The organism is Luteitalea sp. (assembly GCA_009377605.1).
Taxonomy (GTDB): Bacteria; Acidobacteriota; Vicinamibacteria; order Vicinamibacterales; family Vicinamibacteraceae; genus WHTT01.
Genome location: WHTT01000003.1, coordinates 39,101 through 52,226, shown reverse-complemented (window position 1 = coordinate 52,226; position 13,126 = coordinate 39,101). Strand labels below are relative to the sequence as shown.

Here is a 13,126-nt window from a genome sequence, read left to right as displayed (position 1 = left end):
GGCAGACATGCGGGAGACACCCATCTGGCGACGGTACATGCGCCTCCTGCGGAGCAACATCGCGGTCGACGTAGACGAGGAGCTCGCGTTCCATTTCGCGAGGCGCGTGGAGGACCTCATTGCACAAGGACTCTCCGACGTCGAGGCGCGTGATCGAGCGGCCCGCGAGTTCGGCAGTGTCGAGCGGGTTCGCCGCGAGCTACAGGCGATCGGCCACCGCCGGCGGCAGCGAGAGCGGCGCGCTCACTGGTGGGAATCGCTGACCCAAGATCTGCGCTTCGCCGTGCGTACGCTCCGGAAGAGTCCCGGGTTCGTCGCGGTTGTCGTCGCCACGCTTGCACTAGGGATGGGCGGTACCACCGCGGTGTTCAGTGTCGTGCAAACGGTGCTGTTAGCGCCCTTGCCCTACGCAGAGCCGGGGCAACTCGTGCGCTTCTACCAGGGATCTTCACCTGCCGAGCCTGGTGGATATCTGACTGGTCCACACGTCAAGGAAGTTCGTGATCACGCCGCGTCGTTCGAGGACGTGGCCGTGCTCTTCACGTACGACGAGACGGGGCTCGACCTCGTTGAGGGCGGGCAAGCCCGGCGGCTTCGTATCCTGCGAGTGAGTAGCGATTACTTCCGTGCGCTTCGCTCCGGCCCACTGCGCGGGCGCGCGTTCGATCGTCGGGATGAGACCGGTGCCTCCCACGTCGTGTTGAGCGATGCGCTGTGGCGGAAGCGCTTTGGCGGCGACCCGGCCATCATCGGCGCGACCGTGCACCTGAGCGCCGAGCCCTATGTCGTGACAGGCATCGCGCCGAAGGAGTTCGAGGATCCGATCGTGGGCGTGGTGGACGCGTGGCTCCCCCTCGACCTGGCGACAGCCAACGGCCCGAGCAACCACTTCCTGAGCGCGATCGGCCGGTTGCGGTCTGGGGTGAGCATCGAGCAGGCGCAGGCGGAGCTCGCCGGCCTGAATCGGTCGATGGCCGAGCGCTGGCCCGATACGGATGGCGTCGCGCTGCTGCCGCTGAAGGAGGATCTGGTGGGCAGGTCGCGCGGCCCGCTGCAGCTGCTGTTCATCGCCGTAGGACTGGTGCTGCTGGTCGCGTGCGTGAACGTGGCCAATCTCGCGCTCGTGCGCGCCACGGGCCGTGGCCGCGAGCTCGCGATTCGCGCGGCGCTGGGCTCCGGCGGCTTTCGGATTGCCCGACAACTCTTGGTCGAGAGCGTGCTCCTTGCCGCCCTTGGTGGCCTGCTTGGACTCGTGCTCGCCGTGCTGGGGAGTAACGTTCTGCGAGTACTTGGGCGCGACGCAATCTCGCGGCTCGACGAGGTTGGATTCGATCCCGTGGTGCTGGCATTTGCCGCCCTGGTGACGCTCACCACAGGGATTGCCTTCGGCATGGCGCCGGCCGTGCGGTTCGCCCGCGTCCATCCGGGCTGGGCGCTGCGCGAGCAGTCACGTTCCGCGACAGGCACGCGCGGGCACGCGCGACTGCGGAGCGCCCTGGCCAGCACCCAACTTGCCCTCGCCTTGACGCTCCTCGTTGGCGCTGTCGTGCTGATGGCCAGCTTCCATCGGCTGCGACAGGTGGAGCTCGGCTTCCGCGTCGAGCGGGTCCTGACCTTCGACGTGAGCTTGCCAGCGGCCCGTTACGACGCGCAACGTCGAGCCATCTTTCAAGAGGAGCTGGCTCGCCGGATAAGGACCATCCCAGGCGTGACGGCCGCGGGCGGCACATCCCGTCTTCCGGCCACCGGCAAGTATCACCACTGGGGCATTTTAATCGAGAGCGGACCACTCGCCGGCACGGAGGAGTCCGAGGTCAATGCCGACCAGCGCATCGTCAGCGGAGACTTCTTCACGGCGTTGGAGATACCCACGCTCGCGGGCCGCATTTTCGACGCGCGGGACGATGCTAGTGCTCCCTCTCGCGCGGTGGTCAGTGCGGCCTTCGCAAGGAAGGCCTTTCCGGGCATGCCGTTGGAGAGAGTGGTCGGACAGCGCATTGCGCCGGTCCGTGAGCAACGCGAGATCATCGGTGTGGTGGGCGACGTGACGCTGGACCCTTACGGCACGGCCAACCCCGTGGTCTATCAGGCGCACCGCCAGTACGCCGGCGACCGGAACTGGGCGCTCTCGCAGGTTGTGGCCACGGAGGTTGCACCGGAACGCATCCTTGGGCTGGTCCGGGCCGAGGTCGCCGCTCTGGACCCACAGCTGGCGGTGCACCACGTGGCACCGATGACGGACGTCGTTGGGCGTGGCGTCAGTCGCGAGCGGTTCGCGATGGTGCTGATGGGAGCCTTTGCCGCGGTGGCGCTGATGCTCGCGGCCCTCGGCCTTTACGGCGTCCTCGCCTACACGGTGCGCCAGCGCACGCCAGAGATCGGGATTCGAATGGCGCTCGGTGCGACCGCCGCTCACGTACGTGCGCTGGTGCTGCGGCAAGCAGCCGCGGTTGTCGCGATTGGGCTCGTCGCCGGAACCGCCGGCGCCATAGCGCTGGGGCGGGCACTCTCGGCGCTGCTCTTCGAGACCAATCCGTCGGACCCCCTTGTGTTCATCGTCACCGCGCTGCTCTTGACGGTCGTGGCGTTCGTCGCTGCGTGGCTGCCCGCGTGGCGCGCATCCCGAACAGCGCCACGAATCGCCATGCAGGACGAGTAGATTCTTGAGTGCGGGACCGGTGAATTACCGATCCCGCACGTGACGAATTGCGGTTGAGAACCAGCGCTGCTCAAGGGGTGAATTCGATCCCCGCGAAAGCCGGCGATGCGTCGTCTGCGCTTTCGCGCGTCAACCTCACGAAGAAATGGTACAGCCGGCCGGCCCTGATTTCGTGTTCCAGGGGCACCTCTCGGCGCTGGAATCCCGCGGTAGTGACCAAGCAGAAGTCGGCGGGGTTGCACGCGCTCGTGCCGCAGTCGCTGTTCCAGTTTGGTCCCACTGTGAAGATTCCGGGAGACGTGCTATTTCGATGCCGGAGACGCACGTCGAAGCTTGAAGGAGCGTCGGTGCAGGCACGGGGCGGTGATGGTGCGCATCGTGAGCGGCAGGATCGCCAACTGGCGGGAGTACGAAGAAGCGTCACCTCTCGACTGGGAAGAATTCATGGGTCCGAATCGGTTTTGAGCGCGGCCAGGACGGGAAACGACGACCCCAGCAGAGACGGCCCCGTATCGCGCCGCGGGTTTCTGTCCCGACTAGGGCACGACGCGCCGCAGCGTCGCCTCGAATGGGCCCTCGAGCGAGGAGCCTTCGACACGCAGCTGCACGCGTTCGCCTTGCGGTGGCGATGGATCGAACGCGATGTGCGCCGTTCCCGTTTGCCCAGGGAGGATATCCCCCAAACGCTGGGGCAGCGGTGAGCCAGCTTCGGAATCGAGCGTCACGTTGGTGATCTGGACCGCCTGCGCCACGCCGTTCCCAGAGTTGTTCACCAGGATCTCGGCCATCACAGCGGTCGATGACGCACGACGCAGTGTGGCATCGACGCGTAGCGTCGGCTGAACGTTGCCGCACTGCACGGTGCAGGAGAGAGTCGTGACCGTCAGCGTCCAACCACCTGCAATCACGCCGGCATCCGTCTCGACATCGTCGATCGCGTACAGGCTCCACGTTCCGTTCGGGTCGGGGACCTTGAAGACCGAGAGCGCGGCACCGTAGGGCCCCGGCGGCGCTGGCTCATCGAATGTGTCGTCCGTCCCGATGTTCGTTGGTTGGAACGTGCCGCTGATAATGGGCGCGGGTACGGGCGTCGATGCCTCGTCATCGAACGTGAGGTCGACGCCGCTAATGTCGTCTGGACCACCCACATCGGACATGAGCAGCACACTCTGTCCCTGTGGGCCCACGAGCAGTAGATCGATGTCGTCCGGGAACGTGTGCGCGAGACCGTGCAGCGTCACCGTGATCTTGCTCACTGGCTCGGTAATGCCCGACACGTCGACTGTCGATGGATACGGTGCCGCCGGACCTGCGGCGGGCGGGTCCGGGGCAAACTCGATGGGAGTCCCGTTGGCGAATGCGTGGTCGGTGATGGCGCCAAGCTTCTCGGTGGCTTCGAGCGTCCCGAAGCTCGTCGAACCATCCTGTACCAGCAGTTGGAGGAAGTACGGCTCCCCACAGAGACCGTTCGCGCGCCATGTGTACCGCTGCGTCGCCTCACCACCCGGCGGGATGGCTCCGTACACCCTTGCTCCACTCGGCTTCTTGACCGTGGCGTTCTTCAGCAGCGTCCCTTTGAGATCCGTTGTCGGCGCGAAGCCGGTGTTGCGAAGTGTGACGTCGAAGATCACGAACTCACCTGGGTCGACAGCACCGTTCTCCGGTGCACATCCCTCGCCCACGAGCGCGGTGTCAGCCAACTCGATGAGCGGTATACCAGTCAGACAGACGTCCACGGTCAGCGTGCCATCTGCTTCGACGGTCACCTTTTCCGGCGGCGGCACCGCATACCCGGCGGGCGGCGTCACGGTCAACGTCTTCGTGCCGGGCGGCAGGCTCATCGAGTATCGTCCGTCCCCACCGGTTACCCGTGAGTACGCTCCGACCTGGACAAGGGCATTGGCGACGTTGCCACCGCCGGTGCAATTGGTTACCGTGCCTGACAGCGTGCCTCGCTTCGGCGGCGTGCACTCGGCGAATGTAAAGGCACCCACACGCGTCTGCCATTCGGCCACGCTGTTGGGGTCGTCGACCGCGTAATACTGGTTCGTGTACCAGAATGTGCACTCGTCGACCGGATCGACATTGAGCGAGCTGTAGTCCCCCCAGCGCGACCTCGTATCGCGCTGGACGAAGCTTCCCGCCTGCAGCTCCGTCTCGCCCTGCGTCAAGCCTCCGGGCGGATCGGACGCCAAGCGCCCCGCGTAACGGATCGATGGGAACGTCTCGAGGCTCGACACACTGTAGCCGACGGCCAGGTTGCCGCGGTTGTCAATCGCCGCGCTCCCCATCCAGCGGTTGTCTTCATCCGGCGCGAAGCTCGCCTGCTCGTGCACTGCGAATGCGCCGTCCGGCAGTGGACGTCGCAGCTCGTAGTAGCGGACGCCAGCTTGGTGCGTGTCGATTGTCGTCCCGGTCCCAACGTTCACCGTGTGATTGACCACGAGAGACTCGTGATTGCCAAACTTCCGATAGACGAGACGGTGCATCAGCCGATCGGAGATTGCATCGAGCGACTCCGTCTCGACATCCGCGGGCGCTGGTTGCTCGACGTCGTCGGCGTCAGGCGGCGTGAGCGGATCGAAATCTGCCACGACCAGTGGGCTATCGGCGCGCTCGCTGAACGTGGAGGCCTCCGGCTCGTCGAACTTCGCGCGGAGCTCGAAGATGCGCAGCGCGTCACTCTCATCACCGAACTCGGTCGCCGTGAAGTACACGAAATAATTCGGCGTGCCCTGGGGGGGAGGCGCACCGTCCAGGTCCGTGGGCAGCATGCCGCCAATGGTCGGATCGAGTGCCTCGAGGTCGAAGTAGATGAAGCTTGCGTCCGGGTCGCCCTGCAGCATCCGTACGCGATCGAAGGCAAACGCCCCGCCGCCCACGAATGAGGTCGTGAACTGGTTGTCCGTCATGTAATAGGCATCGGGCCACACGCCGAACTTCGGGTAGTCGTTGAACTTCTCGTTCGGCATTTCGAAGTCGTACGCGAAGTACCCGCCCGTGGGGTCGCCTGTCTTGGAGATGGCGATGCACTGATGCGAAATGGGTGCGGCGGCCGCGAGCTGCGTGAGCAGCCAGCGGTTCGCGAGATGGTCGTACAGCACGATCGGATCCCCATCGTCGTGCGTGGCGCACACACCGCCGATGTTCTGGAAGAGCTGACTCATCTTGAACGCTGGCGTCAGCGGCTCCCCCTGCTTGTCGAACACGCGGTAGACGATGTTGACGGCCTGGACGTAGTGGTTCGGCCCGACGTCTCCGACGGTGTCGGGAGGCAACACGCCAAACCCGAACTGGTCGACGTTGTCCTGGTTACTGACGCCCTCGAATGACAGGAGCGGAGATGGGATGGCTGGCTGGGGGGCAACGCGCTGGGCAGCCGCGTCGCCGGTCGTTGCTGGGGCAAGCGCCTGCTCGGCCCCCTCACCCTTGGGCAAGGGCCGATTGCGAATCTCTCGCGGCTCCTTCCCCTCGACTCGGCCCGGGTCCCGCTCGCTCGCTTTCAACGGCTCCGGCCGCAGATCGCGCACCGGACGCGTTACACCTGACCGCACCGCGCCCGCGACTTTCGTGGGTCGAAGCGAAGCGGATTCTCCCTGGGCTCTCGCAACCGTACCGGTGCCGCCAGGCGAACCAAGCGTCCCGATGACGAGAAGGACCACCCCCAATCCAGACCATCGGACGGCCTTGCTCATCGCGCGCTCCCCAGTTTGGCAAGCAATGGAAACGAAAGGTCCAAAAGACCAGTCTCAGTGGCTATGGTCCATGCGAGCGCCACCGGCGCCGGTTGGGGATGAAGACTACTCCCGTAGGGTCTCTGGGCGCAAGCTGGGCCGGCTCAGAGGGTGAGGGGGTGAGGGGTGAGCCGGTTCGGCCCAACATCGCTCCGCTCCCAGCGGCCGCTGCGCAGCGAATCGCCCTTCACCTTGTCACCTGGTCACCTTGTCACCCACGTCGCTTCCGCCCTTCAGCACCATGCCAGGTCTCGCCCCTGTCGGCTTGTCATCGCGGATGACGAAGACCCCATTGACGAGGACGTGGGGGATACCGGTCGCGTAGGCATGTGGCTTTTCGAAGGTGGATGGTGCGTCGACCTGCTTCTGGTCGAACAAGACGAGGTCGGCTCGAGCGCCAGCTTCGATCACGCCGCGATCTCGAAAGCCGAAATGCGACGCAGGCAGGGAGGTCATCTTACGCACAGCCTCCTCCAACTGCAGCGTCTGCGTCTCGCGAACGTAGTGGGCCAACAGCCGGGCGGTGTTGCCATAGCCGCGTGGGTGAGGGACGCCGTCGCCGAGCTCGAGCACGCTGGCATCGGATGCCACGGCCACTGACGGATCACGCATGATCCGACGCACGTCCTCCTCCGACATCACGTGATAGACCATCCGTGCGCCGCCGGCGCGCATCAGAGCACGCGCAACCTCGAGCTGATGTTCAAGACTTCGCGAGCCGTGGCGTTTCTCGGCGATGTCGGCAATCGAGAGACCGTTGACCGACGGATCGGCCTCGTGGGAGGCGACGATGGCAAAGGCGAAATCCTTGAAGCCGCGCTCCGTCAGCGTGGCGCGTATTTCCTTTTGAATACGCTGCCACGTCTCCGTGTCTGCCAGTCGCTTCTCGATGGCGGCCGCTCCACCTTCGAGCACCCACGATGGAAACCGTATGCTGAGTGAGGAGCTGGACGCGGCGTAGGCGTACTGATCAGCGCGCACGTCGACGCCTGCTTGCTGGGCGTCCTGGATTGCCTGCAACAGCTGTGTGCTGCGGCCCCATCGGCTTGGGCTATCGATCTTCAGGTGCGAGATCTGGACGGGGCAGCTGGCCTGGCGCCCCACCTCGATGGCTTCCGTTACGGCGCGCTCGACGGCGGTCCCCTCGTTGCGCATGTGCGTCGTGTAGAGCCCACCCGACCGGCACGCCTCTTCCGCAAGCGCCACGATCTCGGGTGTCTCCGCATACGTTCCCGGAACGTATTCCAGTCCCGTCGATAGGCCGATCGCACCGTCACGCATGGCCTGAGCGACCATGGCGCGCATGCGCTCGAGCTCACGGTCGGTAGGCGGCCGACGCGCGCGGCCCATCACCGTCGCGCGCACCGTATTGTGGCCAACGAGCGTCGCGACGTTCAGGGCGACTTTCGTGCGCTCGATCTCACGAAGCGCCTCGCCGACATCCACGACTGACGAGCCGCAGTTGCCCGCGACAATGGTCGTGACGCCCATCCGCGTGAAGTTCTCCGCGTCCGGCGTTCGAGCAACGCGGTCGGCGTGCGTGTGCACATCGATGAAGCCGGGTGCCACCACCAGGCCCTGCGCGTCGATGATGGTCTCCGCTGACGTCGCATCGAGCTGCCCCACTTCCGTGATGCGTCCATCTTTCACGGCCACGTCGCCGGTAAATGGTGCTCTACCCGTGCCGTCCACGACGAGCCCACCGCGGATCAATATGTCGACCGACGCATCACTCTGCGCTGCCTGACGTTGCGCCGCAGCAACGCGCGTGATGTCCAAGAGCCCGCCCTGCGCGAGCAACAAGATCAGTGGAAGCACATATCGTTCGAGGCGCACGCGCATCATTCTACCTGGAGTATCTGAGATTGCCGGACCAACTGTTTCGGTACGTTGTGGCGTGCTACGTGGTCTATAGTGGCCGCACTCGGATGTTCCGCCATTTCACGACCAGCGGCTGACTCTTCGTCACGCCGGAGCCCGCGTGGATCGGCAGGTCGAGCTCGCGGTTGCTCACGCCGTGGACCTGCAGCCCGATGAATCCGCGGCGGTGTGTCTTGTAGACCTCATGATTGACGATGTCTTCGATCTGGTGGCCATTGACCCACGTCTGAATCCGCGGCCCTCTCGCAACAATGCGCAGCTTGTTCCAACCGTCGTCGATGAAATGAGGATGGCCTTGGTCGATCTTCTCCTGTGACGATAGCCAGTCGGTGCCCAGCGCCTCGCCGTACAGAAGGCCGGTTGCCGGCTGCCCTTCGTAGAATCGCCTGATTTCGACTTGCGGACCATTGACTCGGCCGGCGGCGGACTCAAAGGCTCGGCCTGTCCCCTTGATGGGGCGGACCTGGGTCCGGATCTGGATGCCCGAATTGGTGATCCTATCGATAGCAGTCTCGAGCTCGAGCTCGAAATCGTCGAACTCCCGCAGCGAGCACAAGAAGGAGTTCATGGCTGCGCTTCCTTCCACGGTCCTGCCCACGATGGCGCCGTCTTCCACCGTGAAGTTGTGTGCACCGTTCATGTGAACCCAGCCATCCAAGCTGGAGCCGTCGAACAACTCGATCCACTCGGAGCTCCCTATCGGAGGCGAGCTCTGGCTCGTCTGCTGAGATTCGTCGCTGGGCTCGGGCAGCGCGAAGGCGATAATGGAGTCGCCAGACTTGGTGGCATTCTTTCCGCTTCCGCCGGCGGCGATCGCGAGGTACTGTCTGCCGTCGATCATGTACACGCTCGGTGTCGCGTAGCCGCCGGCCGGCAGTTGATGCTCCCAGAGCATCCTGCCCGAGTGCTTCTCGAACGCGCGAATCTTCTCGTCAGCAGTCGCAGCAATGAAGATCACGCCTCCCGCCGTCGCCACGGCCCCGCCGAAGTTCAGCGTGCCCGTATGGCGGATGCCCTTCGCCGCCAGCCGAGGATACTCACCGAGCGGTACCGTCCAGTTGATCTCTCCCGTGATGAGATCGATGGCGTTGAGCGTTCCCCACGGCGGCGAGATTGCCGGCACGCCGTGTGGATCGAGGAACAGCGGATAGCCATCGAGCGTGTAGCGGTCGGGAATGCTCTCGGGGTTGACGATGCTCTCGACCTCGCCCGGTGGCATCGTCAAGTAGGCTGACAGCGCGCTCAACTCGCGCGGACCGAACTGTCGGAAGGCAGGCATCGCATTGCGCCCTTGCTTGATCACCGTCTCGATCTCCTCAGGTGTCTTCTTCATATCCAGAAGGGCGGGCGTCTGCGGCGGCACGCCTTGTCTCTCGGCGCCGTGGCACGCGGCACAGGTTCGGTCATAGATCTGGCGACCCAACTGCGCTGGAGTTGCTTCGACATCGCCAGGCAGCTCATGGACCGCTCTGAGCCGGTTGATCGTCGGCACCTCGTTCACGTTGACGTAGAGCAGGTTCAACATCGGATCGAAGCTCGCGCCGTGCCATTCGGCGCCGCCCAGATGACCTGGCGTCGTGATCGTGCCCTGCAGGCTGGGTGGTGTGTAGATCGGCCCCGACAGGTACCTTCGAAAGGTTTTCAGCGCGTGGACGCGCGCCTCCGGCGTGATGTCGGTCAGGTCTGCCTCGGTGAGTGACTGTCTCACCAGTGGTCGCGGTATGCGCGGGATGGGCTGAGTCGGGGATGCCTCTTCCCCAGGAACGGTTGAACGTGGAACGGGAACCTCGTCGACCGGGAACAACGGCTTGCTGGTATCTCGGTCGAGCACGAAGGTGAAGCCCATCTTCGTGAGCTGGACGACCGCGTCTCGGGGGGTGTCTTCAGTCCTGAGCGTTACCAGGATCGGCGCTGGCGGGTTGTCATAGTCCCAGAGGTCGTGGTGAACGGTCTGATAGTGCCACTGCAGCTCGCCGGTGGCCGCATCGATCGCCAGCACGCAGTTGGCAAACAGATTGTCGCCCTTGCGAAAGCCGCCGTAGAAATCTTCGGTCGCAGAACCGGTCGCCGCAAACAGCCACCCTCGCTTCTCATCGATCGTCAAGCCGCCCCACGCATTGGCGCCGCCGTAGCTTTCTCCCTCGACCCACTCCCAGGTCTCGTGTCCCGGCTGACCGTCGCGCGGGATGGTGTGAAAGATCCATTCGAGATCTCCCGACACCGTGTCGTAAGCGCGGATGTGTCCCGGCGAGGCATCGTAGCTCTCGTTGACGCGTGACGCGATGATCAGCAGGTTCTCGAACACGGCGCCAGGCGACGTCATCTCGATGACTGCCGTCGTCGGGTCGACGCCGAGGTCCTGCCTGAGGTCGATGAAGCCGCCCCGTCCGAACGACGTCATCAGGGCGCCCGATGTCGCGTCGATGGCGTAGACGCGGTCTCGGACGAAATGGAAGATTCGCTCGCCCTCAGCGCCTTTCCAATAGGTGACACCGCGATTGCGCAGCCTGACAATCTTGCCGTCGTTGTACTTGGCCGGATCGAACACCCAGCGCTCCCGACCTGTCGCCGCATCCAAGGCCCCCGCTTTCAAGCTCGGCGTCGTCACATACATCACGCCGTTCACGACGATCGGGTTGACGTGCATCGTCGAGCGCTCGTTCGCATCACGCGTACGGTATTCCCACACGGGCCGGAGCTTGTGGACGTTCGCCGCGTGGATTTGGGCAAGCGGGGCGTATTGGTTGCCCTTGGGATCGCCTCGATAGACGGGCCAGCCCACGTCGACGCCGTTGTCGGTCGTCGCGCGGCTCAATGCCACGGTCGTGGTCGCGCACAACGCGACCGCGATCATGTACGGGATACACCGGTGTTTTCTCATCACCCTTCTTCAGCACGCTGGGCGGTTCCGACACCCGGCGCCGGCGGCAAGAACCTGAACCATCGGATGTCCACGGGCACAGTATATACGCGGGAAAACGGGGGCTGTCCCCGTTTCCCGCTTAGAATTGAACCCCATGGATTCGTTTCTCCCGATTCTCACGATCTTCGTCCTCGCCGCGTTCCTGGGCTTCGAGCTGATCTCGAAGGTGCCACCGCTGCTCCACACGCCGTTGATGTCTGGGGCCAATGCCATCTCTGGCATCACCATCGTCGGGGCGCTCATCTCGGTGGCCACGCCCAATCCGGTCACGACGATCCTCGGCCTGGTGGCACTGGTGTTCGCAACGACGAACGTTGTGGGCGGCTTCCTCGTCACCAACCGCATGCTCAGCATGTTCAAGAAGAAGGATTGACGCCGTGCCCGACCGCGCGCTCATCAACCTCGGCTACCTCGTCGCCTCGGCGCTCTTCATCCTCGGCATCAAAGGACTCACGCACCCGCGGACTGCCGTTCGGGGCAATCGGCTCGGCGCCCTCGGCATGCTCATCGCGATCATCGTGACCCTGTTCGATCGCGAGATCCTCACGGCAGAGCCGCAGAGCTGGATGATGCTCGCCGTCGGTCTCAGCGTCGGCGCGGCGATCGGCGCGACCTTGGCGCTCAGGGTGCAGATGACGGCCATGCCGCAGATGGTGGCGTTGCTGAACGGCTTCGGCGGCGGCGCCTCGGTGCTCGTGGCGGGCGCCGCATTCCTCGACACGGACCCGGCGTTGGTCACCGTGCAAGTCGCATCTGCCACGGCCGCCTCGGGCATCATCGGCGCCGTGACCTTCTGGGGCAGCCTCGTCGCGTTCGACAAGCTGCAGGAATGGCTCCTGCCGGGCCGGCCAGTCCAGGTTCCAGGCAGGCAGATCACGAGCGCGGTACTGCTGGTCGTGGCCTTGGCGCTCGGCGGCCTCCTCGTGCAGGATCCCCAGGCGACGTGGGCCTACGTCGCGCTCGTGGTCGTGGCCTCCGTGCTGGGCGTGACGGTGACTCTTCCCATCGGCGGCGCGGACATGCCGGTTGCCATCGCCCTGCTCAACTCTTACTCCGGCCTCGCGGGCGCAGCGACCGGGTTCGTGCTGAACAATAACGTCCTCATCATCGCGGGCACGCTGGTCGGCGCCTCCGGCTTCATCCTCACGCAGATCATGTGTCGTGCGATGAACCGCTCGCTTGCCAATGTGTTGACCGGCGCGATCGCTGCCGGCACCGCGGCCAGCGCCGATGATGTGTACGGCGGCCGCGTGAAATCGACGTCAGCGGAAGAGGTGGCGATGCTCTTCGACACGGCGCGCCGCGTCGTCTTCGTGCCGGGCTACGGTCTCGCCGTGTCACAGGCTCAACACGCCGTGCGCGACCTGGCGGCGCTGCTCGAAGCCCGCGGCATCGAAGTGGAGTTTGCCATCCACCCCGTCGCCGGCCGTATGCCAGGGCACATGAACGTGCTGCTCGCCGAAGCCGACATCTCGTACGACAAGCTGAGAGAGATGGACGAGATCAATCCCAGCTTCGAGCAGACCGACGTCGTCGTCGTGGTCGGCGCGAACGATGTCGTCAATCCGCTCGCCCGCACGGACCCGAAGAGCCCCATCGCCGGCATGCCCATTCTGGATGTGGACAAGGCGCGCACGGTCGTGGTCGTCAAGCGCAGCCTCAGCCCTGGCTTCGCCGGGATCCCCAACCCCCTCTTCGCCGCCGACAACACGCTGATGCTGTTTGACGACGCCAAAAAGGCGCTGACAGAATTGGTAGCTGCGGTCAAGGAAGCAGCAGCGTGAACACCGCATATCCGTAGGGCAGGCCTGGCCTGCCCACAAAGCGGCGCCCTTTGTTCGGCCGAACGTTGGCAGGCCTAAAGGCCTGCGCTCCGAAAGAATTCTTTCGGAGGCCCTGTCGTGTGGCATCTTCGCCTACCCGTTCGGC

General features: G+C 64.8%; 6 protein-coding genes. 3 read left to right on the top strand and 3 right to left on the bottom strand.

What is annotated here, in order from left to right; all coding sequences use genetic code 11:
- The first annotated feature begins 7 nt into the window (after positions 1 to 7).
- Positions 8 to 2,659 (top strand): FtsX-like permease family protein, encoded by a 2,652-nt coding sequence (locus GEV06_01700; protein ID MPZ16618.1) that lies wholly within the window; start codon positions 8 to 10, stop codon positions 2,657 to 2,659.
- Positions 2,660 to 3,195: 536 nt separating this feature from the next.
- Here GEV06_01700 and GEV06_01695 read toward each other — a convergent pair.
- The 3 genes from GEV06_01695 to GEV06_01685 all read right to left on the bottom strand — a co-directional run bounded on the left by GEV06_01695 (position 3,196) and on the right by GEV06_01685 (position 11,155).
- Positions 3,196 to 6,354 carry a hypothetical protein gene (locus tag GEV06_01695; GenBank protein MPZ16617.1) on the bottom strand — a complete coding sequence of 1,053 codons (3,159 nt, stop codon included), beginning with the start codon at positions 6,352 to 6,354 and terminating at the stop codon, positions 3,196 to 3,198.
- Positions 6,355 to 6,588: 234 nt separating this feature from the next.
- On the bottom strand, positions 6,589 to 8,238 hold the full coding sequence (locus GEV06_01690) for an amidohydrolase family protein (GenBank protein MPZ16616.1): 1,650 nt from the start codon (positions 8,236 to 8,238) through the stop codon (positions 6,589 to 6,591).
- 64 nt (positions 8,239 to 8,302) lie between these two features.
- Complete coding sequence (locus tag GEV06_01685) at positions 8,303 to 11,155, bottom strand: DUF1080 domain-containing protein (protein ID MPZ16615.1); 2,853 nt, start codon at positions 11,153 to 11,155, stop codon at positions 8,303 to 8,305.
- A 136-nt stretch (positions 11,156 to 11,291) separates the two neighbouring features.
- On the opposite strand from GEV06_01685, the gene GEV06_01680 reads away from it, so the two are divergent.
- Positions 11,292 to 11,570, top strand: coding sequence for an NAD(P) transhydrogenase subunit alpha (locus GEV06_01680; GenBank protein MPZ16614.1), 279 nt, complete (start codon positions 11,292 to 11,294; stop codon positions 11,568 to 11,570).
- Between the two features lie 4 nt (positions 11,571 to 11,574).
- Positions 11,575 to 12,981, top strand: coding sequence for an NAD synthetase (locus GEV06_01675; GenBank protein ID MPZ16613.1), 1,407 nt, complete (start codon positions 11,575 to 11,577; stop codon positions 12,979 to 12,981).
- Positions 12,982 to 13,126: the final 145 nt, after the last annotated feature.

Excerpts from the sequence above, each read along its gene's own strand:
- GEV06_01700 (MPZ16618.1), top strand. The coding sequence starts at position 8 with ATGCGGGAGACACCCATCTGGCGACGGTACATGCGCCTCCTGCGGAGC.
- GEV06_01695 (MPZ16617.1), bottom strand. The coding sequence starts at position 6,354 with ATGAGCAAGGCCGTCCGATGGTCTGGATTGGGGGTGGTCCTTCTCGTC.
- GEV06_01690 (MPZ16616.1), bottom strand. The coding sequence starts at position 8,238 with ATGATGCGCGTGCGCCTCGAACGATATGTGCTTCCACTGATCTTGTTG.
- GEV06_01685 (MPZ16615.1), bottom strand. The coding sequence starts at position 11,155 with ATGAGAAAACACCGGTGTATCCCGTACATGATCGCGGTCGCGTTGTGC.
- GEV06_01680 (MPZ16614.1), top strand. The coding sequence starts at position 11,292 with ATGGATTCGTTTCTCCCGATTCTCACGATCTTCGTCCTCGCCGCGTTC.